14 protein-coding genes are annotated in these 20,888 nt (G+C 63.8%); 3 read left to right on the forward strand and 11 right to left on the reverse strand.

Annotated features, from left to right (window positions below):
* Positions 1-23: 23 nt before the first annotated feature.
* The 6 genes from PFY01_RS12170 to PFY01_RS12195 form a co-directional block, all read right to left on the reverse strand.
* Entirely contained in the window at positions 24-3,044 is a 3,021-nt protein-coding gene (locus tag PFY01_RS12170) for a TonB-dependent receptor (RefSeq protein ID WP_271041460.1), read from the reverse strand.
* Between the two features lie 49 nt (positions 3,045-3,093).
* Positions 3,094-4,164, reverse strand: a complete 1,071-nt coding sequence (locus tag PFY01_RS12175) for a LacI family DNA-binding transcriptional regulator (protein ID WP_271041461.1) — start codon at positions 4,162-4,164, stop codon at positions 3,094-3,096.
* Positions 4,165-4,519: 355 nt separating this feature from the next.
* Positions 4,520-5,422: a 3-hydroxyisobutyrate dehydrogenase gene (mmsB, locus tag PFY01_RS12180; protein ID WP_271041462.1), complete on the reverse strand. Its 903-nt coding sequence runs from the start codon at positions 5,420-5,422 to the stop codon at positions 4,520-4,522.
* A gap of 28 nt (positions 5,423-5,450) precedes the next feature.
* Positions 5,451-6,500 (reverse strand): enoyl-CoA hydratase/isomerase family protein, encoded by a 1,050-nt coding sequence (locus tag PFY01_RS12185; protein ID WP_271041463.1) that lies wholly within the window; start codon positions 6,498-6,500, stop codon positions 5,451-5,453.
* Positions 6,497-7,633, reverse strand: a complete 1,137-nt coding sequence (locus tag PFY01_RS12190) for an isobutyryl-CoA dehydrogenase (RefSeq protein ID WP_271041464.1) — start codon at positions 7,631-7,633, stop codon at positions 6,497-6,499. The genes PFY01_RS12185 and PFY01_RS12190 overlap by 4 nt, the downstream gene beginning before the upstream one ends.
* Positions 7,634-7,640: 7 nt before the next feature.
* Positions 7,641-9,143, reverse strand: a complete 1,503-nt coding sequence (locus tag PFY01_RS12195; protein ID WP_271041465.1) for a CoA-acylating methylmalonate-semialdehyde dehydrogenase — start codon at positions 9,141-9,143, stop codon at positions 7,641-7,643.
* 111 nt (positions 9,144-9,254) lie between these two features.
* Between PFY01_RS12195 and PFY01_RS12200 the strand changes: the two genes are divergently transcribed.
* Together PFY01_RS12200 and PFY01_RS12205 are read left to right on the forward strand one after the other, a co-directional pair.
* A complete protein-coding gene (locus tag PFY01_RS12200; protein WP_271041466.1) occupies positions 9,255-10,136 on the forward strand; it encodes a LysR family transcriptional regulator in 882 nt (293 codons plus the stop codon).
* Positions 10,137-10,246: 110 nt separating this feature from the next.
* Entirely contained in the window at positions 10,247-10,588 is a 342-nt protein-coding gene (locus tag PFY01_RS12205) for a TonB family protein (protein WP_091746061.1), read from the forward strand.
* A 124-nt stretch (positions 10,589-10,712) separates the two neighbouring features.
* On the opposite strand, the gene PFY01_RS12210 is transcribed toward PFY01_RS12205, so the two are convergent.
* From PFY01_RS12210 to PFY01_RS12225, 4 genes are all read right to left on the reverse strand, one after another.
* Positions 10,713-11,978 (reverse strand): PQQ-dependent sugar dehydrogenase, encoded by a 1,266-nt coding sequence (locus PFY01_RS12210; protein ID WP_420197073.1) that lies wholly within the window; start codon positions 11,976-11,978, stop codon positions 10,713-10,715.
* Positions 11,979-12,016: 38 nt separating this feature from the next.
* Positions 12,017-12,442, reverse strand: a complete 426-nt coding sequence (locus PFY01_RS12215; RefSeq protein ID WP_066551114.1) for a DUF2231 domain-containing protein — start codon at positions 12,440-12,442, stop codon at positions 12,017-12,019.
* A 183-nt stretch (positions 12,443-12,625) separates the two neighbouring features.
* Positions 12,626-13,933: a pectate lyase gene (gene pelA, locus PFY01_RS12220; RefSeq protein ID WP_271041468.1), complete on the reverse strand. Its 1,308-nt coding sequence runs from the start codon at positions 13,931-13,933 to the stop codon at positions 12,626-12,628.
* Between the two features lie 30 nt (positions 13,934-13,963).
* Positions 13,964-15,361, reverse strand: a complete 1,398-nt coding sequence (locus PFY01_RS12225; RefSeq protein ID WP_271041469.1) for a glycoside hydrolase family 28 protein — start codon at positions 15,359-15,361, stop codon at positions 13,964-13,966.
* 228 nt (positions 15,362-15,589) lie between these two features.
* Here PFY01_RS12225 and PFY01_RS12230 point away from each other — a divergent pair, with 228 nt between their 5' ends.
* The gene (locus tag PFY01_RS12230) at positions 15,590-17,782 is read left to right on the forward strand and encodes a glycoside hydrolase family 88 protein (RefSeq protein WP_271041470.1); all 2,193 of its coding nucleotides are present in this window, start codon (positions 15,590-15,592) and stop codon (positions 17,780-17,782) included.
* 109 nt (positions 17,783-17,891) lie between these two features.
* Here the strand turns inward: PFY01_RS12230 and PFY01_RS12235 are convergent, their stop codons facing one another.
* Positions 17,892-20,753, reverse strand: a complete 2,862-nt coding sequence (locus PFY01_RS12235; protein WP_271041471.1) for a TonB-dependent receptor — start codon at positions 20,751-20,753, stop codon at positions 17,892-17,894.
* Between the last annotated feature and the right edge of the window lie 135 nt (positions 20,754-20,888).

Here is a 20,888-nt window from a genome sequence, read left to right on the forward strand (position 1 = left end):
ACGAGGCGGCCCAGGCTCAGGATTTAGAAGGCGTAGCGGGCGCCGATCTGGAAAGTCCGCGTCGGGAACAGCACTGAACTCGGGCGGCCAAAGTTCGGGTTCGGGTTCGTCGCCGAACCCGTGCCACCGTCAAAGCCATTGTAGTTCTTGAAGTTGAACACGTTGATGGCGTCCACATAGACCGACAGCTCACCAGCGCCCGGCACGTCGAAGTTCTTCGTCAAACGGAGATCGAGGTTCCGATAGGCGAAGGCGTTCGGCAGGAAGAACTGCTCCTTCTCCGGATAGGCGCCATAAGGGCGATAAACGAAGTTGGCACCGCGTCCGTCAAACACATCAAAGGGCGTGCCGGAACCCAAGGTCAGAATGCCGGACAGCTGGAAATCGAGCGGCAGATCAACGATGCCGTTGGCCACGATACGATGACGTTCGTCGTTTGCCGACGAACGCATCGGCGAGCTTTCCACCGAGAAGCAGTCGAAGCAGAAGTTGTCATTGCCGCCGTTCTGTTCCGCCTTGGACAGCGTATAGGCGATGTTGACGCCCCAACCGGAGTCACGCGTGTAGCCCTTGTCCAGCTTGACGTAGAGCGCCTTAAACGTCCGCTCCTTGTTGTGATCGGACACCAGATATGAGCGGTAGGGGTTCGTGCCGCCCGGGCCGCAGAAGCCGCCGTTGTCGCCGAAACCATTGCCGTCATTGCCGCGCGTTGGTTCACGGCAGCGGTTCAGATACTGCCAGGTGAACTCGTTTTCGGTCTTGCCGTAGGCGAGGGTGAACTCGGTCTGCCAATCGCCGACCCTTTGACGCACACCCAGGTTGAACTGATCCGTGCGGGGCGGTTCGAAGTCGTTCTTGAGCAGAAAGGCTTCACCCTTGGCCGGGATGTTCGCCAGGATGGCGTCAAGTCCAGCCGTGGTCTCGTAGGACGCATTCCACAGGATCGGATCTGCCGAGCTTCCGTCCGCCACGCCGGCCGGGCGCCCTGTAGTCGAGAAGAAGACGTTTTGCGTGAAGTCGAAAGGCTTGGCCAGTTCGTCGAAGGCGAAGTTGAACTGCACGCGATCATAATAGCGACCGGCGCCGCCGAACAGAACTGTGCTGCGATCGCCGAAGACATCATACGAGAAGCCAATGCGAGGCTGGAAGGCCTTTTTGAACGGGTCACGATTGTCGCCGGTCGAGATGTAGTCGTTGATGTGGAACCAGCTCGGCGCATAGCCGGCAGGCTTGCCGCCATCGGTCGAAGCGATCCACTGGTTGAGCCCTGCGACCACCGAAGCGGGCGTGACATACTTCTTGTTATCGGCGTTGGTCTCGTAGTCCCAGCGCAGACCCAAATTCAGTTCAAGCTTGTCCGTGATCTGCCAGTCGTCCTGCGCGTACAGGCCGATGACGGTGTTGGTCAGGTCAACCGTGGGGAATTCGTTGCCCAGTTGAACACGATACGGGACGGCGGCATTGCCGCTGGCTGTGCCGTTTAGGTCATAGAAGAACTCGGGATTACGGCCGAACTCCTTGACGACCTCATAGTCTTGGCGGCTGACCTTGGCGCCCAGCTTGATCGTGTGATTACCGTTGAACTGGATGTCGTTGAACGTCAGATCGTTGCGGATGGTCAGCGCGTTGTCGCTGATGTCCTGACGGCTGCCGGATCCACCAATGTTCAAGATGGAGACGCCGCCGAACGGATCATAGCCGTTTTCGAAGATGCGATAGCTCCGGCCGATCTGGTCGAAGTTCACAGCGGTCGGGTTGTAATTATAATTGCGGTAATCGACTGCCAACTCGTTCAGGAAGCCGTCGCCCTGCCATTGATAACGTAGATTGGCGCTCTTGGTCGTCTGCTGCAGACCGCTTGCGCGTTCGATGGAGTTTGCGCCGCCGACGCCCGTCACATCTGCTTCGTCTCGATAGGTGACGCTCAGATCAATGAGATGCCCCTCTGCCGGCTGGAAGCTCAGTTTGCCGAAGTAAAGGTCTTCCTCGAACGGCGTGGCGAAGGTGCCGATATATTGACCGAACTGACCGACATAGGCCGGGTTCTGACGGCCTAGCGTCACGGCAGCTGCGCGATTTTCTTGCTTGTGCTCATAGCTGCCGAAGAAGTGCAGCTTGTCTTGAATGATCGGCCCGCCCAGAGCGGCGCCGTATTGCTGAACTTCGAGCGCGGGCTTTTCACGGCCTGCCGCACGCGAAAACTCGTCTTGCTTGATGAAATCTTGGTCCCGATAAGTGCCGAAGATTTCGCCGTGGAACTCGTTGGTGCCGGAGCGCGTCACGGCCGTGATGATGGCTGACGAGGCCTGCTCGTATTCAGCCTTGAAGTTCTGGCTGACAACGCGGAATTCCTGGACGGCCGCCTGCGGGAACGGATTGCCGCGGCTGTCGTCCTGACCGACGATGCCCCCGGCGATAATGTTCGACTTCAGGCTGGCGCCGTCGATGAAGGCGTTGACGGATTCCGCCCGCTGACCACCGGCGGTGATCTGAACTTCGGACTCGTTGGTTCCGACCCGCACGCCCGGCGCCAGAGCCGCGAAGTTTAGGAAGTTGCGGTTGATCTGTGGCAGGGTTTGGATTTGCTGGGTCGTGACGTTGGTGGCGTTCTCAGGCGTGCGCACCTCGACCAAGCGACGCCCGGTCACGACGATGTCGCCCAGGTTGGCCGCACTGGCGTCAGCCGCGCCGGCCGCTGCGCCTGCCACGGCCAAATCCAGGTTGCCGACCTGGCCGACGCCGATGGAGACCGTGTCCGACGCCGTCTCATTTTCGGCCGTCGTCGCCGTGATCTCATAGGTGCCGGGACGCAGGCCCGACAGTGTATAGCCGCCCTGCGCGTTCGCCGTGGTGCGGCTGGTGAAGCCGGAGGCGACGTTGCGGGCGACGATGGTGGCGCCGGCCTCGACCGTTGCGCCGTCCGTCACATTGCCTCGGATCGTCGAGGTCGCGACCTGCGCCCGCGCGCCGCCGACGACCGCCATGCTGATGGCTAGCGCCGATGCGGCGGCCAAGGCGGCCTTACGCGTGTTGAACCGGGTCATCCTGGGCTCTCCCCTCCTGATGGGATCGGTTGTCAGCGACATGGCTGGCCTACCCTTTGTTGAACCTGGCGGACGATGCCGCCGCGGTGGACTGGCGTTCGACCAGGATCGGCCGAACGATTTCGCAAGCGGTGTCCGGAGCCTCGGCGCTGTGGCCGGACTGGACCAGGCCGATCAGGCGTTCGACGCCTCGACGGCCGATTTCCGCAATGTTGACGCGCATGGTGGTCAGCGCGGGCCGCATCAGGGCGGCGATGGGCACGTCGTCGAAGCCGACGACGGCGATGTCTTCGGGGCAGCGCACGCCCGCCTCCTGGAAGGCCAGCAAGGCGCCGACGGCCATCATGTCGTTGGCGGCGAAGACGGCGTCGGGCCGCTCCGGCATGGCCAGCAGTCGGGTCGCGGCGCGGTGGCCCGAGGCCTGGGAGAAGTCGCCCTCGACGATGATCGGGGCATGACCGTCCAGCGCCGCCGCATAGCCGGCCGCGCGCGTGTCGGCCTCGACGTTGCCGGCGGCGCCTCGGATGTGGGCGATGCGGCGACGGCCGATGGATTTCAGGTGTTCGACGGCGCCGACCGCGCCGCCGTGGTTGTCGATGACGATGGAGGCCCGGCCCGCCTCGGCCGCGCCGCCGTTCATCAGCAGGACCGGCATTCGCCCAGCGAACTCCGACGTCAGGTTCGCCGCGCCCAGATGCGGCGACAGCACGATCATGCCGTCCACTCGCCCGCGCATCGACCGGACGGCGGCCAGAGTATCTTCGACGCCGTCATGCGAGCTGGAGACGATCAGATGCTTGCCGTGCGCCCGCGCGGCCAGGTCCATGCCCCGGATCAGCTCCGAGAAGAACTCGCCGAACAGATCCGGCAGGATGACGCCGATGGTGTCGTTCTTGCTGGTCGACAGGCTGCGGGCGCCGAAGTGCGGGACGTAGCGAAGGTCTTCGACCGCATCGAGCACGCGCTGGCGCGTCGCGTCCGAGGTGACGCCCAAACCGTTCAGCACGCGAGAGACCGAGGCCACCGACACCTGGGCGCGCTCGGCCACGTCGCGCATGGTGGCGGCCTTGGCGAAGGGCGGACCCTCCTGCCGTGCAGACGCAGCGCTGGGCGCGGCCATGTCCAATCGGATTCTCCCTGCTCCCTACCGTCCCGGCCCCTTCTCGAAGATCCGTCGATAAGCGATGTAAGCGGTTACATGACACAGGAGCAATGTGCGCCGCAAGCACCGTTCAGCCGCATTTCAGGCGATTTTCGATCTTTGCTAGAGCCGCCTCAACGGTCAGCGAGAGCTAAGTTACTGCTTTGACTTCACTCTTCTCAGGCTCATTCCGGCGAACGGAATAAGGCGAACACGGCAGGCGCGCGCCTTGGTCGCACCAGCCGTAGCGATCAGCGTCGCGGCCGCGGCCGCATACGAAAAGGCCCGCGCCGCCGAAGCTGCACGGGCCGCAATCACAATGCGAAAGAAGAATCTATGCCGGGTTAAGCTCATCCAGCTTGCCGCGCAGCATCTGCAGCATGGCGGAGAAATCGCGGCCGCCGTGCCCGATCCCGTCGAACAGGGCGTAAAGCGCCTCGGCCTGTGCGCCCAACGGCGTCGAGGCACCGGATTTCGCCGCCGCGTCCTGGGCCAGCTTCAGGTCCTTCAACATCATGGCCGTGGCGAACCCGCCCTGATAGTCGCGGTTGGACGGCGCGGTGGGCACCGGGCCAGGCCAGGGATAGTAGCTGGTCACGCTCCAGCATTGGCCCGACGACTTGGACGCGATCTCGAAGAATCGTTCGGGATCCAGGCCCAGCTTCTCAGCCAGGGCGATGGCCTCGCAGGTGCCCAGCATGGAGATGCCGAGCAGCATGTTGTTGCAGATCTTGGCCGCCTGCCCCGCCCCATGATCGCCCGCGCGGATGGTGATGCGGCTCATCGGCTCCAGCGCCGCCTCGACGCGGTCGAAGTCGCCCTCGTCGCAACCGACCATGAAGGCCAGCGTGCCCGCATCCGCCGCCGCGGTGCCGCCTGACACGGGCGCGTCGGCAAAGGCGTAGCCGGCCGATTTGGCAAGACCGGCGACCTTGCGCGCCGTCTCGACGTCGATGGTCGAACAGTCGAGCAGCAGGGCGGTCGACGGCGCCGCGCCGATGATCTGTTCGGAATAGACCTTCAGCACGTGCGGCCCGGCCGGCAGCATGGTGATGACCACCTCGGCGTTCTTGACCGCATCGGCGACCGATCCAGCCGCGACGCAACCGGCCGTCACCGCCCGTTCCAGCGCCTGCGCCGACAGATCGAAGGCGGCGACCGCATGGCCTGCCTTGGCCTGGTTCGCGGCCATGCCGCCGCCCATATTGCCCAGGCCGATGAAGGCGATCTTGGTCATGGTGTCTCTCCCTTTGTCGGCGCCGTGGTCAGGCCAGCGGCGTCCATTTTTCATTATCCGGCAGCGGCGCGAACAACGCATCCAGCGTCTCGTCGGTAACGCCCGACAGGTCCGCCGGGGACCATTTCGGCGCATTGTCCTTGTCCACGATCACGGCCCGCACGCCTTCCTGGAAATCTTGGGTGCGCACCACGCGGCCGCCCAAGGCGTATTCCATCGCCATATTGTCGGCGAAGCTGTTCAGCGTTGCGCCCGTGCGGATCTGACGCAGCGAGACTTTCAGCGACTGTGGCGATTTGGTCTTCAGGGTTTCCAGCTGCTTCAGCGCCCAGTCCGTGCCGTCCGCCTCAAGCGCCTGGAAAATCTCCTCAACCGTGTCGAAGGCGAACAGCCGGTCGATGAGCTCGCGGTGCTGCATCAGCGACGACGGGCCGGGATCGCTAGCCCAAGCATCGGCCTCCGCCTTTGGATCATGAGGATGGTAGCCAATCGATTCAATCAAATCGATCAGATCGCTGGTCGCTACAAAATGTGTATGGATGCCCAGGGCCACTGTATCGGCCGCCTTCAGCCGCGCGCCTGTCAGCGCCAGCCAGACGCCGGTCTGTCCCGGCAGTCGCGGCAGGAACCAGCCGCCGCCAACGTCGGGGAACAAGCCGATTCCGGTCTCGGGCATGGCGTAGGTGGTGCGCTCGGTCGCCACACGAATGTCGGCCGGCTCGGAAATGCCTACACCGCCGCCCATGACGATGCCGTCCACAATGGCGATGATCGGCTTGGGATAGTCGAACATCAGGTGGTTCAACCGGTACTCGGCCAGGAAGAAGGCCTTGGCCTCCGACGCATCGCCAGCACCGCTTTCGGCGATCATGCGAATGTCGCCGCCCGCGCAAAAACCCCGCTCGCCGGCGTGGTCGATCAGCACAGATTGGACGGTTGCGTCGCCGCTCCAGGCCAGCAGCGCCTCCGTCATCGTCTCGCACATCGCCCGGTTCAGCGCATGGATCGCCTTTGGCCGGTTGAGCGTGATGCGACCGATGCCATTTTCGATGCGGGTGATGACTTCGGCGTCGCTCACTTGGTCATCTCCCGTGCGATGATCACCCGCATGATCTCGTTGGTGCCTTCCAGAATGCGGTGAACCCGCAGGTCGCGCACGATCCGTTCCAGCGGATAGTCCTTCAGATAGCCATAGCCGCCGTGCAGTTGCAGGGCCTCGTCGGCGATCTGGAAACAGGCGTCGGTGGCCAGGCGCTTGGCCATGGCGCACCACTTCGTCTTTTCCGGATGGTCGGTATCGATGGCCCAGGCGCCGCGCAGCACCATCAGTCGCGCCGCCTCCAGGTCCGTGGCCATGTCCGCCAGTCGGAACTGCAGCGCCTGGAACTCGCCGATCGGTCGGCCGAACTGTTTGCGGGTGGCGACGTACTCCTGCGCCGTCTCCAGCGCCAGCCGCGCCCCGCCCAGCGAACAGGCGGCGATGTTCAGCCGACCGCCGTCCAGACCGGCCATGGCGTAGCGAAAACCCGCTCCCTCCTCGCCCAGAAGATTGGCGACCGGCACGCGGCAGTCGTCGAACTGGACGATGGCGGTCGGCTGGGCGTTCCAGCCCATCTTCTTTTCCTGCGCGCCGAACGACAGGCCGGGGGTGCCGGCCTCGACCACGATCGCGCTGACGCCCTTCGGACCCTCGCCGCCCGTGCGGACCATGGCGACATAGACGTCGGACGTGCCTGCGCCGGAGATGAAGGCCTTGGACCCATTCAGCACATAGTGGTCGCCGTCGCGCACGGCCGTGGTCCGCAGCGCCGCTGCATCCGACCCCGAGCCCGGCTCGGTCAGGCAATAGGAAGCGATCTTATCCATACCGACCAGCGACGGCACGAACCGGCCGCGCAGGTCGTGCGACCCGAAGCGATCGATCATCCACGTCGCCATGTTGTGGATCGAGATGAAGGCCGCCGTCGCCACGTCGCCTCGCGACAGCTCTTCGAAAATCACCGCCGCCTCGACCCGGCCGAGCGCCATGCCGCCGTGCTCCTCGCCGGTGTAAATGCCGCAGAAGCCCATCTCGGCCGCCTGTTTCATCACCTCGACGGGGAAATGCTTGTCCTCGTCCCAGCGGGCCGAATGGGGCGCCAGTTCGGCCTCGGCGAAGGCGCGGGCGGCGTCCTGAATGGCGCGCTGATCGTCGTTGAGAGCGAAATCCATGTCGGCCTCAGCGCATCGTCGGAATGACGAACGAGCTGTCCGAATGCTCCAGCGCCGAGTCCGGCCAGCGGGCCGTCACGGTCTTGGTCTTGGTCCAGAAGCGGACGCCCTCCATGCCGTGCTGGTTGATGTCGCCAAAGGCCGAACGTTTCCAGCCGCCGAAGGTATGGTAGGCGACCGGCACCGGGATCGGCACATTGATCCCAACCATGCCGACATTGACCCGGGCTGCGAAGTCGCGCGCCGCGCGGCCGTTCTGGGTGAAGATGGCGACGCCGTTGCCGTATTGGTGGTTCGACGGCAGGGCCAGCGCCTCCTCGAACGTCTCGGCGCGGACGATCTGCAGCACCGGACCGAAGATTTCCTCCTGATAGGACGACATCTCGGGCTTCACATGGTCGAACAGCGACGGGCCGATGAAATAACCCTTCTCGTGACCTTGCAGGCTGAAGTCGCGACCGTCGACGACCAGTTCGGCACCTTCCTGCACGCCCTTTTCGATCCAGCCCGCGACACGCTCGCGATGCTGAGCTGTGACGACGGGGCCATAGTGGGCGCCCGCATCGGTCGAGACGCCGACCCGCATCGAGGGGATTTCGGCGACCATCCGCTCGCGCAGTTCGTCGGCCGTCTTCTTGCCGACCGGCACCACGACCGGCAGCGCCATGCAGCGTTCGCCCGCCGAGCCATAGGCCGCGCCGGATAGATCCTTGATCACCTGATCCATGTCGGCGTCGGGCAGGACGATGCCGTGGTTCTTGGCGCCGCCCATGGCCTGGACGCGCTTATGATTGGCGGCGCCCGTCTGATAGACATAGTGTGCGATGTCGGACGAACCGACGAAGCTGACAGCGTGAACCAGCGGATGGGTCAGGATGGCGTCGACCGCTGCCTTGTCGCCGTGCACCACGTTCAGCACGCCATTCGGCGCCCCCGCTTCCAGCATCAGTTCGGCCAGACGCACCGGCACCGACGGATCGCGCTCGGACGGCTTCAGCACGAAAGTATTGCCCACGGCGATGGCCACGCCGAACATCCACATCGGGATCATGGCCGGGAAGTTGAACGGGGTGATGCCCGCCACCACGCCCAGCGGCTGGCGCATCGAATAGACGTCGATGCCGGGGCCGGCGCCTTGGGTGTATTCGCCCTTCAGCGCGTGCGGGATGCCGCAGGCGAACTCGATCACTTCCAGGCCGCGCTGGATGTCGCCCTTGGAGTCGGCGATGACCTTGCCGTGCTCGCTGGACAGCAGTTCGGCCAGTTCGTCCATCCGCGCCTCGACCAGGCGTTTGAAGTCGAACATGACGCGTGCGCGGCGCTGGGGATTGGTCGAGGCCCAACCGTCAAAGGCGTTCTGCGCCGCCTGGACCGCACGATCGACCTCGCCCGTCGTCGCCAGTTGCACGCGAGCCTGTACATCCCCGGTGTTGGGATTGAACACGTCGCTGAAGCGTCCGGACGCGCCGTCGAAAGCCGCACCGTCGATGAAGTGGCTAATGTCGCGCATGGCCTGGGTGTCCCTGTTGGTTCTTTTGTTGCGGCTATGGCTATCACCCCTGCGCGCGGGTCGATAATGCAAAGTTGCAGGCAACATTCTGCGTTTTTGCAAGATGACTAGATGGCCATGTACGACTGGGACGATCTTCGCATCTTCATCGCTGCGGCGCGCGCAGGCTCGCTGGGCGGCGCGGCGCAGCGATTGGGCGTCGACGCCGCCACGGTCGGGCGTCGGGTCGCCCGGCTGGAAAGCGCGCTGAAATCCACCCTGGTTGTCCGCTCGACCACCGGGCTTCAGCTGACCGCCGCCGGCGCCCAGCTGCTCGATATCGGTCTGGAGGCCGAAAGCGCGATGGAGGCCGCCGGCCGCGTGACCCAGCCCGACGCGCCCGCCGGTGTGGTGCGCGTCAGCGCGTCCGAAGGGTTTGGCGTCACGCTGATGGCCCCCGCCCTGCCCGCGCTGCGTCTGGCCCATCCGGGCCTCAGAATCGAGCTGGCGGCCACCTCAGGCTTCCTGTCCCCGACGCGCCGAGAGGTCGACATGGCGATCACCCTGGCCGCGCCGCACGCCGCACGCCTGATCGTCGAGCCGCTGACGCCGTATCAGCTGGCCCTCTACGCCTCGCCCGGTCACCTTCACCGCAACGGCGTTCCGAAGACCGTCGAAGACCTGAGCCGCTTCGACATCGTCGGCTATATCGACGATCTGATCTACGCGCCCGAGCTCCGCTATCTTGACGAGGTCCAGCCAGGCCTCGCGCCCCACGTCGCCTCGTCTTCGATCCGGGCGCAGTGGGAGATCATCGCCGCCGGGGGCGGCGTCGGCGTCCTCCCGTGCTTCCTGGCCGAGGGTCTGGTGCGCGTGCTGCCGTCGATCCTGATCGAACGTCGCTTCTGGCTAGCCACCCACCGCGACGTCCACGACACCGCGCGTCTGCGCACCGTGCGTTCGTGGCTGAAGACCCTGTGCCAAGAACAACAGTCCAGCTTGAGGCCATTCTGACTTCGGCAGAGAAATCGAAGTGTGGTGCGCCGCACACACCCACCCGTTTTTGAAAGTTCGGGGAACGGAGGCCTCGTTCAAATCTTAATAGAAGACGAACGAGGCCTGCCATGACACTGACCTTCAGCCTGACATTGATGACGGCCCTGCTGGGCGCCCCGACTGGACCGCTGCTAAAGGATGCGGCCTTGTACACTGCGCCTCAACCCGCCATCGAACGCGCCGTCGCGCCCAAGGCCGAGAGCACCGACCGCTTCAGCGTGCGGCTACGTTGCACCGCCTTGGCGTCGGGCCACGTCACCGACTGCGTCGTGCTGGAAGAAAGCCGCCCGGGCATGGGCTTTGGCGAAGCCGCCTTGGCCCTAATGAATGGCGCCGAGGTCACGCCGATCATGGATCGCGGCCGCCCTGTCGACGCCCCCTTCGAACGCACCATCGACTTCACGCCGTAGGCCACAGCTCAGCCCCGTATGAAAAGTCCCCGGTTGCTCGCAGCCGGGGATTTTTCTTTTTCAGCTATGTGTCGAGGACAATAGCGACTTCCCTCGCCCTTGCCGGGCGAGGGAAAAAGCCGGCCTATCGCGCAGGCGCGATGCGCCACACCGTGTTCGACAGGTCGTCGGCGACGAACAGCACACGCTTGTTCCCATCGAACGCGACGCCGACAGGACGCCCGCGCGCCTTGCCGTCTTTCAGGAAGCCGGTGGCGAAATCGACGGGCTGCCCCGCCGGACGGCCGGCGTTGAACGGCACCCAGACAACCTTGTAGCCGGACGGATCCTGGCGGTTCCAACTGCCGTGCATGCCGATGAAGGCGCCATTGGCGAACGACCCGCCGAAGCCGCCATTGCGGGCGAAGTCCAGGCCCAGGGCGGCGACGTGCGATCCCAGGGCGTAGTCCGGCCGAATGGCCTTGGCGACCATCTCGGGGTTCTGCGGCATCACGCGCGGATCTCGGTTCTGGCCCCAGTAGCTGTAGGGCCAGCCGTAGAAGGCCCCGTCCCGCACCTGGGTCAGATAGTCCGGGACCAGTTGCGGCCCCAGTTCGTCCCGCTCATTGACGACCGACCACAACAGATTGGTCGTGGGCTCGATGGCCAGCGCCGTCGGATTGCGAATGCCGGTGGCGATCGTGCGCCGTGCGCCGGTCGCCCGGTCGATCTCCCACACCGTGGCGCGCTCTTCTTCGACCGCCATGCCGCGCTCGCCGATATTGGAGTTCGAGCCGGTGCCGACGTACAGCTTCGATCCGTCCGCGCTGGCGGTCAGGGACTTGGTCCAGTGGTGGTTGATGCGCGACGGCAGCTCCGTCACCCGCTCGGCGGGCGTGGCGATGCCGGTCTGGCCCGGCTGGAAGGCGAAGCGAACCAGCGCACCCTGTTCGGCGACATAGAGATAGCCGTCGATATAGGCCAAGCCGTAGGGCGCATCGAGGTTGTCCACCAGAACGGTCCGCAGTTCGGGCGTGCCATCGTTGTTCGCGTCACGCACCAGGGTGATGCGGTTGCCGCCTTTGATCTTGGTATTGCCCTGCTTCTTGATGACGCCGGCGATCACATCCTTGGGCCGCATGGCGGGCGCATGGCCGCCGCGCCCCTCGGCGATCAGGACGTCGCCGTTAGGCAGGACCAGCATCTGACGCGGAATTTTGAGATCCGTGGCGAAGGCGGTGATCGTAAAGCCCTGCGGCACCGTCGGCGTCTCGCCGTTCCAGCCTGCCGGCGGGCTGATCTTCATCGGCGGCACAAGCGTTTCGTTGACTTTGGGCAGGTCGGGCGTCGCGCCAGTCTGATTCAGTTTCGGATCGCTGGCGTTGCCGCAAGATGCGACCGTCAGGGCCATGGCCACGGTGGCGGCGCTGGCGGCGAGCAGGTTCTTGTTCATCGGACGCTCTCCCGCGCGGCATAGGCGGTCCAGCCGGCGACCAGGACCAGGATTGTGCAGAGGATCGACAGGATCAGACCGAATGCTCCGACAGAGCTCCAGGCGTCCTGGCTGTGTTTGAAGGCGTTCACCAGACCCAGCACCCAGGCCAGCGCGAGCGCGACCAGATGCACCGTCGCCCGCCGTGACCGCCCGTGGCGCAGGCCGACGACGAAATCAAAGATCGAAAACAGGCCAGCGAGACCGCCGAACACCAGCGCTCCCGTGATCAGCCAGGCGGAGAAGTTCGTCCACTGGACCTCTGCCGTTTTCAGATAGGCGATGTCGGTGAACAGGGCGAAGGTGAACAGCGCGATCGGAAACGCCAGCAATAGCCAATGCAACGGTCGAACGACCGCATCCTTCAGTCCATGGGTGCTCATGCCAGCCCTCTCCGTAAAGTCTGGCTTGGCTAACCGTCTGAACGGAAAATGGTTCACCGGCTTTCGCCGTGCTGACCCAATAGCGCCGGAGCCAGGGGCGCGTTCTCACCGTTAGTGGCTCACAAACCAATGTTGCAGACGCGCCGCCAGACCGCGTCGACAATACCGATCAGCGTCCCGGATTCACCCGGCCCGATTGGACCAATCGGCGTAGAGGTCCAGCGCCTTCTGCGGCGATGAAATCCACCAGGAATAGCCGTTGCGCCTTCCGATAGAGATTTCATTGACGTCGTCGTGGATGGTCTGATCCTTGTCGCCGAAGATCGGACGCCCGGTCACCAGATCGTAGTTGCGGGACCAGATCGGACCCGCACCGGCCTTGTCGATCAGCTTGCGTCCGTCGTCGGTCATTTCGAATGACTTGTCATAGACACGCACCGCCCGAAGCCATTCGGCTGCGCCGCGAACGGCGGCCTTGATCTCCGGCGACGGGTTCTCCTCGCCCATCAGGAAGATCAGGATATCGGTTGTTTCGCCGCTTGCGATGGATCGCGGCTCGTAGTTCCGAGCGCTTGTTGGCACCAGCCGCATGGGCTCGACCTGCTGTGGCCAGCCCAACAGGCGATCCCCTTGACGCACCTGGGCCGCGAGGATCACCTCGATCGCCTTCCGGGTCGCCTCGGCCGCCCGTGTCTCCAGCTCAGCCGGCACGAAGTCGAAGCCCTCAGCGCCATGGGCGACATCACGAAGCAGCATGGCCGCGTTCGCCACCGCATTGTCATTGAATGTGATTGAGTCGTGGAAGCCGCCTTCAAGCGGCCAGATCTGAGGCCAGCCGCCATTGGGATACTGCGCGTTCAGAAGATACCGCACGCCTCGGATCACGCTGGCGCGCCAGGCGTCGCCGTCGCGTCCGGACGCGTGCGCGGCGACCTTGGCCAGAAAACGCATTTCCGACCACGTCGCCTCGTTGTCCAACGTGCCGACGAAGGTCCAGAAGCGATCCGCCGGCGCATCGAAGTTCGCCGGGTTCTGCTCCATGGTTTCGGCATCGTTGGAGAACCGCTGACCCGGCAGGCGCGCAATGCTGCGATCCTGGTTTTTGCTCCATCCGCCGGCGGGCGTCTGGAAACTGACGATCGCATCCGCGACCGCCCGGGCTTCGGCTGTGGCGTACCATTCGGCAGGCCGGTCCAGCGGCATGTTATAGTGGGCGGGTCCGACGGCCTTGGGCGGCGGCGGCGGAGCAACTCCGGCGGGAAGCTCGGCCGCGAGCGCAGCGCGGTCGGCCAGATGCTGGGCTTGAGAGCGTGCCAGATACTCGGCCCAAGGACCACGCTCCGCGTCGGGCAAGGCGCCGATCCTGTCGCTGGTGAGGCCCACCGCCGGCGTGTTCAGCCGCAGGACTTCAGCCTGGGCGGCGCCGGAAACGCCCCCCACAAGCGCGACCGCGCCAAATGCCAGGATCGAACAGGCGGAAGGGATTTTCATCGCGCTAACTCCCAAAACTTTTTTGGTTTTTCATGCTTGTCTGAATCGCAGGCCAGTGACGCCGGACGACTCGGTCACCTTGGGGCCTTGGCCGTCCAGGGTGTCGATGTTGCAGTCGCGGAAGCGCCAGTTCTCGGCATTGGCGATGGTGCCCGCATCCTGCACATCCCAGTCCAACCGTTCGAAAATGAAGTCTTTCAGCGGCGCTTCAGGATAGGCGGCGGCGGCGAATCCGACTTTGCCGCCGACGGCCTTGATGTTCGACAGGCGAACATTGTGGATACGGGGAATGCCCTGTTCGCGCGGCACGGGCGTGGCGAGCGCGCGCCAGTAATCCGGCACGTCCGCGATGCCGTCCGGGATCTGGGCGTAGCTGTAGTTTGGGTACCAGTTCAGGTTCACCTGCATCAATGTGCGCACGTCCTGCAGATGGATGTCGCGCAGGCGGATGTTGGAGATCACGCCGCCGCGTGTGTGGCCTGATTTGAAGAAGATCCCCAGCGGCACCGGATACTCGATCCTCAGCCCAGAGACTTCGATGTCGTCAAATCCGCCAGATGTCTCCGATCCGAAGGTCATCCCGGCGAGGGCGTCACGGACGATGCAGTCGCGAATCTTCACCTGACGGCACGCCCGGGCTACCCGCAGCCCGTCCCAGTCGCGTCCGGCCTTGATGCAGATCGCGTCGTCGTTGACCGACAGGTCGCATCTCTCGACCAACACCCGCTCCGATGAGTCGATGTCGATGCCGTCCGTCGAAGGGCCGCGTCCGCCGATGTTATTCCTGATGATCAGGTCGGCGACCTTCACGTCCCGCGAATAGCAGACGTGGACGGTCCAGAACCCGGATCGCGCCAGGTTCAGACCGGAAACCTCGACCTGCTGTGAATCGTAAACGTGGATCAGACGCGGACGGCGGCAGTCGTAGTCGGCAGCCCATCGCAGATCGCGCGGATCATAATCGCGTCGCAGCGCCCAATAGGAGTCCCAGAAGACCTTGCCGTCGCCATCGACAAGACCCTCACCCGTGATCTTGGCGTTCTGTTGCTGATAGACATTCAGCAAGCCGGCGGGCCAGTCCATCTCAACGCCTGCAATACGCGTGCGAACCATCGGATAGGCGGCCAGATCCCGAACGCCGCGCAGGGTGGCGCCGCGTTCGATCGACAGGGTCACCCCCGACTTCACGAATAACGAGCCTGACAGGTACAGACCGGGCTTCAGGACCACGACCCCTCCGCCCTGCCCTGCCGCTGCGTCGATGGCGGCCTGGATAGGACGCGTGTTGATGGCGACCCCGTCACCCACCGCGCCATAGTCGGACGCGTCGAACGTGCGCAAACGGCTAGACTGCGCAAACGCCGGCGTCGCTGGAGTCAAGGCGCTGACGACCCCCAGTTGCAGCAGCGTGCGGCGATCGGCGCGCATCTAGATTTCCCACATTCTGTTCTTTCGTCTCACAATAGTGGACGATATAAGACTGGCAAGAGATACCAACAGCTGATCGTCACAAATTGACACCGGTTACGTTGCGGCTCGCTATCCAAGTGGGCCACCAACCATCATGCGCCGCCCGGAGCAGCGCCGGAGGAAAACATGGCCCTGCCAACCCGACCCTGCCTTGGCTTGATTTCAGTCCTTATGAGCTCGGCCGCCATGTCCGGCCCCGTTCTAGCGCAAACGGTCGCAGCCTTGCCGCCGGGCGTCGAGGCTGAATGGCTGGCTCAACGCGACCGCCCCGCGCTATACACCGAAGTGGCAGGCGTGCCGTCTCGCGAGAGCACGATGGCGGCTGTCGAATATGTCGCCTCCTCGCAAATCGCAGCCATGGCCGCCGAGCCGCTCGCCTTATCGACGGGCAGCAACCTGACGCAGATGTCGTCGAACTGGGTCGCAGCCACCTTTTACGTCGGCGCTTCGCGGCTTGCGCGCGTGTCGGACGATACGCGGACGCTGCGTTTCTTGAGCGCCGTGGCCGATCACTACAACTACAGTGTACGTGGCGCGCGGTCGGGCAAGACGATGCTGAACGCCGACGATATCGCGATCGGCGATCTCTACGAAGAACTATACGCGCGTCGTGGACAGGAGGGCGTGCTGATGCCGCTGCGTCAGCGGCTGGACTGGCAGGTCCCCTATCTGGCCCGGGCGGAAGACACACCCGCGCTCGTCTGGTGGTGGGCCGACGCCCTCTATATGGCGCCCCCGGTCTTCGCCCGGATGACCGCGATCACGGGCGATCCAAAATATCTGAACGCCGCAGATAAGGAATGGCGACGCACAGCGGCGCGGCTGTGGGTCGAGGACGAAAAGCTGTTCCTGCGCGACGAACGGTTCAAGGACGAGAACCATCGTGACGCTGACGGCGACCGAATCTACTGGTCGCGAGCCAATGGCTGGGTCATCGGCGGTTTAGTAAGATGGCTGGAGTCCGTGCCAGCCGATTTCGCCGGCCGCGCCTTCTATGTCGATCTCTTCCAGAAGATGGCCGGCAGGGTCGCAGGACTTCAGCAGGAGGACGGACTGTGGCGCGCCAGCCTTCTGGACCCCGAAGCCTATCCCGAGGCTGAAACCTCAGGCTCGGTCTTCTATGTCTACGCCCTGGCCTGGGGGATCAATCACGGCCTTTTGGATCGCGACACCTACCTGCCGCATGTGTTGAAGGGGTGGGCCGGCCTGAACCGCCATGTCCTTGCGAACGGCTTGGTGGGCGCAGCGCAGAAGACCGGCGATCAGCCCGTGTCGACCGACCCTGAGGACGTCGGCCTCTATGCTTCAGGGACCTATATTCTGGCCGGGCTGGAAGTCGCGTCGCTGAATGACCCAGTTCGCTCTCTGCCATTGGCGGAACCCACGCGCGACACGGCCGAAGTGATCGCTGCGACCACACCTGTCCCGCCCGCCCCCGTGACGGTCGTCGGCGCCGAAGAAATACGCCGCCGAGACGCCGAAATGCGTGCGACCTCGGCGCTCTCCTACGATCCATCCGCTCTGAATCGACCCTCGACCATCGAACCGCTGGAGCCGCCGCCGGAAGATCAGCGGCGACCGCGCGCCGTCGCCCGCTTCGCGCCGGATCGTTTGGATGATCTGCTATGGGAAAACGATCGCGTCGCTCATCGCATTTACGGTCCCACGCTTGAAGCGCGCGAGGCGCCCTCTGGCTCGGGCATCGATGTGTGGGCCAAACGTGTCCGCTATCCCTTCATGGACCGCCAGTTGAAGTTCCCGAACTATCACGTCGATCGCGGTGAAGGCCTGGATTATTACGATGTGGGACGCGGCAGAGGCGCCGGGGGTCTGGGCATCTGGTACGACAACAAGCTCTGGATCAGTCGCAACTTCTCCACCTACCAGATCGACAAAACCGGCGGCGATGAGGCGCGGTTTAGCGTGACCTACCGTCCTTGGCCTGTCGACGTCGTGCGCACGGTTTCAGAAAGGCGTGAGTTCAGCCTTCCGTTAGGCTCCAACTTTACGCGAATGACTTCCACTCTGACCTCGAACTCCGACGCACCGCTGATCGTCGCGATCGGCATTTCGAAGCGCAGCAACGACAACGGACGAGGCTTCGTCACGCACGACGCCGCACACGGGCGTCTGATGTTCTGGGAGCCTGAAAACCCCGAGCATGGCTCGCTCGGCATCGCTCTGGCGGTTGATCCCGCAACGGTCGAAGGCTTCACCGAAGACGCCGACAACTATCTGATCCTGGTGCGGGTCACGCCGGGTCAGTCGTTCACCTACTACATGGGATCGGCGTGGGATCGCGGCCTGGACTTCGCCACGCGCAGCGCCTGGGAAGATTTCGTCGCAAACCAAAGGTTCGACTTCCGCCAAGGCAACTAGTCAGCAGGCGAAAATTCTCTCGCCGCGTCGCGCAGTTCGGCCGATGTCAAAAGAAAGGCGGCGCCGGTTATACCGACGCCGCCTGTCTTATCTCGCCGATCTGTTGGGATCAGAAGCGATACCGCGCGCCAATGTAAACCTGGCGGCCAGTGTGGTGATAGACATAGGTGCTGTCACGCGGCAGGCCGATGTCGCCGTGGTTCTGACGGTTGGCTTCGTCGGTCAAATTCAGCCCCTCGACAGAAACACTGAGGTTATCGGTCAGGTTATAGGATGCTGAAGCGTCGATCGTCGTGGTTTCGGTCTTGCCCTGATACGGGATCAGGCCCGTGGCGCCGTTTGAACCCGGCACGTTCTGGAAATAGGTGTCGCGATAGGCCGCCGACACACGCGCATTGAATTTGCCGTCGTCATAATACAGCGTCGCGTTCCAGGCGTTTGGCGACAGATTGACTAGGTCCGCTGTCACGAAGGCCGCGCAGGTTGCGGTGACGCAGTACTGAATCTCGGATTCAACGTGCGTGTAGTTCAGCTGCGTACCGATATTCGACAGCAGGCTGGGCAGGAAGGAGAACGTCTGCTGATAGCTGATCTCGAAGCCTTTCAGCGGGCCGCCCGGCGTGTTTGTGGGCGTGCTGAACTGATAGATGTCGCCGGCAGGACGACCGCCCGCCGGGAAGGCCACAGGGTTCAAGGCCGTCAGTTGGCTGTACGACAGCGGTTCGGTGGTCGTCTGCACATAGGTCGAGATGTCCTTGTAGAAGTAGGCGAAGGACAGCAGAGCTTCAGGCGCGAAGTAATATTCAACCGACAGGTCGTAGGTCGTCGCCCGATAGGGTTCCAACTCGACATTGCCCAGCGACGCCGTATTCGTCGCCGCCCCGGCTGCACTCAGCGTGAAGACCGGAACCAGACTCGTGACAGGCGGTCGCGCCATGACCTTGGCGGCGCCCAAACGCACGATCAAATCCTTCATCGGCTCGATCGACACGTTCAGCGACGGTAGGGTGTCGTCGTATTCGTTCTCGCCCCGGACCGGCGTCGCAACACCACCGACGTTCGAATAACCCAAGGCGTCGACCTCGGTCTTGACCTGACGCACACCGACGTTGCCTCGGAAGGGCACACCCATGATTTCCGTGTCCCAGTCGGCCTGCACATAGGCGCCGGTGTCGGTCTCGGTCACGTCACGCCAGTTGCCATAGGTGGACGGATTGCCGTTCAGGCCGATCAGTCTGAAATCACCGCCTGCTACGCCCGTGTCGCAGTTGCAGTTGTAGTTCCAGACTGTTTGCAACGCAGCCAAATCCGGCCGAACCCAGCTGGTCGCAGCGCCTGACGGTAGATCGAGATTGCGACCGAACCCGCTCAGCAAATTGGTGACCGAAGCCATGCTCGTGCCCGCCGGCAGCGCTGGCGAACCGTTGGCGTTGTTTGGGCGCGCGAAGGCGCGGCTGCTCGACTCGTATTCCTTGCGGCTGACGCCCGCTTTCAGTGTGAGCCAATCGCTTACGTCGAAGGCGAAGTTGGCCTCACCCGTCGTATAGACGTTTTCCTGGAAGTTCGAACTGATGCGCAGCTCCGAGCGGGGCTGGGCGCCCGTAGGCCCGACGACGCTCCACTGTGTGGGGTCGGCGACATTGAAGCCCCAGTTGATCGCCGGCAGATTGCGGTTCTGACGGAAGTCATAGGAATAGCCGTCGACGTTCTGGCGATCGATGATGGCGCTGACCTGGACCGGGTTGGCGAAGCTGGATTCCGCGCGACCGATCAAGCCGTCGAACCGCAGCCGATCCGAAAACTCGTGCTCGACCCCAAAGGTCATCTGCTTGAATTCGGTCTCCAGCTCGTCGAACCGCTGCTCGCTGCGGATGTCCATGTCGTCGAGCTGGGCATAGATCATCTCGCCCGTGTCGGGATCGATCTCAAAGCTCATGATGTCGACCTGCGGCTTGCCGCCCTGATCGGCGCCACGGCTGAGCGACCAGGCTTGCAGGAAGTTTTCGCTGCGCGTCGAATCCAGCTTCGAGTACAGCATGTCCATCGTGAACAGGGTCGGACCGTTGCCGGGCCGGGCTTGCACCGACAGCGTCGCGCCCAGACGTTCCTGGCTGTGCTCCAGGCTGCCATAGCGCGGGATGCGAGGGTGGTAGGTGCGCGCGGCGTTCGGCAGGACAGCGCCATTCTGGAAACCGCCGTCGGCGCTGGCAGGTCCCCAGCGCACCGAGCTGAAACCTTCCTCCAGACTGTCGCGCTCGCTGTAGGCGATCGAGAACAGAGCGCCGATCTGGTCATCCGCCCAGGTGTTCGAAATCAGACCGGCGAAGCGCGGGCTCCAGTCCTGCGACAGATCGTTGTAGCCGTACTGGCCAGACAGCGCGCCCTGGAAGCCCATCTTGTCGAATGGACGGCTGGTGCGCAAATCGACGGTCGCCCCCAGCGACCCCTCTTCCGTCTCGGCCGAGGCGGTCTTGCGCACCGTGATATTGTTAAAGAGCTCTGAGGCGAAGACGTTGAAGTCAAAGCCACGACCGCGATTCACCCCGCCCGACGAGTCGGTGGCGCCGGTCGATGCCTGGGCCTCGATGCCGTTGATCCGCGTGCGGGTAAATTCCGAGCTGAGCCCGCGGACGGTGATCGACCGGCCCTCGCCCGCATCGCGGTCGATCGAGACGCCGGGAATGCGCTGGATCGACTCGGCCAGATTGGTGTCGGGGAAATCCGCGATGTCCTCAGCTGAAATGGCGTCGACGACGCCAGCTTCGCGGCGTTTGATGTTCAAGGAGTTCTGAAGGCTGGCCCGGAAGCCCGTGACGACGATATCATCGACTTCTGCAGCGTCATCCGTCTGAGGCGCAGCGACCTCGACCGTTTGAGCGGCGGCGTCATGCGCCATCATGGCGAGAGCTAGGGCTCCCAGCGACGCGGTGGCGACCAGGGCGTGGCGCGCAAATTTGTGGCGTTGGATCATTCTAGTCTCTCCTCCCAAGTGTTGCGCATCAAGGATCGAACGCCCTCGTTCACGCCTCCCGCTGCTGACGGGAAACACCGGTGTCAAAACGAGTTAGCCGTTTGACTGCTACCGGTGTCATTCCTGTTTAGTCAT

Source organism: Brevundimonas vesicularis, from assembly GCF_027886425.1.
Classification (GTDB): domain Bacteria; phylum Pseudomonadota; class Alphaproteobacteria; order Caulobacterales; family Caulobacteraceae; genus Brevundimonas; species Brevundimonas vesicularis_C.

What these genes read in the sequence shown, in the direction of transcription:
- PFY01_RS12170 (WP_271041460.1), bottom strand. Translation starts at nt 3,044, where the DNA reads ATGACCCGGTTCAACACGCGTAAGGCCGCCTTGGCCGCCGCATCGGCG.
- PFY01_RS12175 (WP_271041461.1), bottom strand. Translation starts at nt 4,164, where the DNA reads ATGGCCGCGCCCAGCGCTGCGTCTGCACGGCAGGAGGGTCCGCCCTTC.
- mmsB (WP_271041462.1), bottom strand. Translation starts at nt 5,422, where the DNA reads ATGACCAAGATCGCCTTCATCGGCCTGGGCAATATGGGCGGCGGCATG.
- PFY01_RS12190 (WP_271041464.1), bottom strand. Translation starts at nt 7,633, where the DNA reads ATGGATTTCGCTCTCAACGACGATCAGCGCGCCATTCAGGACGCCGCC.
- PFY01_RS12195 (WP_271041465.1), bottom strand. Translation starts at nt 9,143, where the DNA reads ATGCGCGACATTAGCCACTTCATCGACGGTGCGGCTTTCGACGGCGCG.
- PFY01_RS12200 (WP_271041466.1), top strand. Translation starts at nt 9,255, where the DNA reads ATGGCCATGTACGACTGGGACGATCTTCGCATCTTCATCGCTGCGGCG.
- PFY01_RS12205 (WP_091746061.1), top strand. Translation starts at nt 10,247, where the DNA reads ATGACACTGACCTTCAGCCTGACATTGATGACGGCCCTGCTGGGCGCC.
- PFY01_RS12210 (WP_420197073.1), bottom strand. Translation starts at nt 11,978, where the DNA reads ATGGCCCTGACGGTCGCATCTTGCGGCAACGCCAGCGATCCGAAACTG.
- PFY01_RS12215 (WP_066551114.1), bottom strand. Translation starts at nt 12,442, where the DNA reads ATGAGCACCCATGGACTGAAGGATGCGGTCGTTCGACCGTTGCATTGG.
- pelA (WP_271041468.1), bottom strand. Translation starts at nt 13,933, where the DNA reads ATGAAAATCCCTTCCGCCTGTTCGATCCTGGCATTTGGCGCGGTCGCG.
- PFY01_RS12225 (WP_271041469.1), bottom strand. Translation starts at nt 15,361, where the DNA reads ATGCGCGCCGATCGCCGCACGCTGCTGCAACTGGGGGTCGTCAGCGCC.
- PFY01_RS12230 (WP_271041470.1), top strand. Translation starts at nt 15,590, where the DNA reads ATGTCCGGCCCCGTTCTAGCGCAAACGGTCGCAGCCTTGCCGCCGGGC.
- PFY01_RS12235 (WP_271041471.1), bottom strand. Translation starts at nt 20,753, where the DNA reads ATGATCCAACGCCACAAATTTGCGCGCCACGCCCTGGTCGCCACCGCG.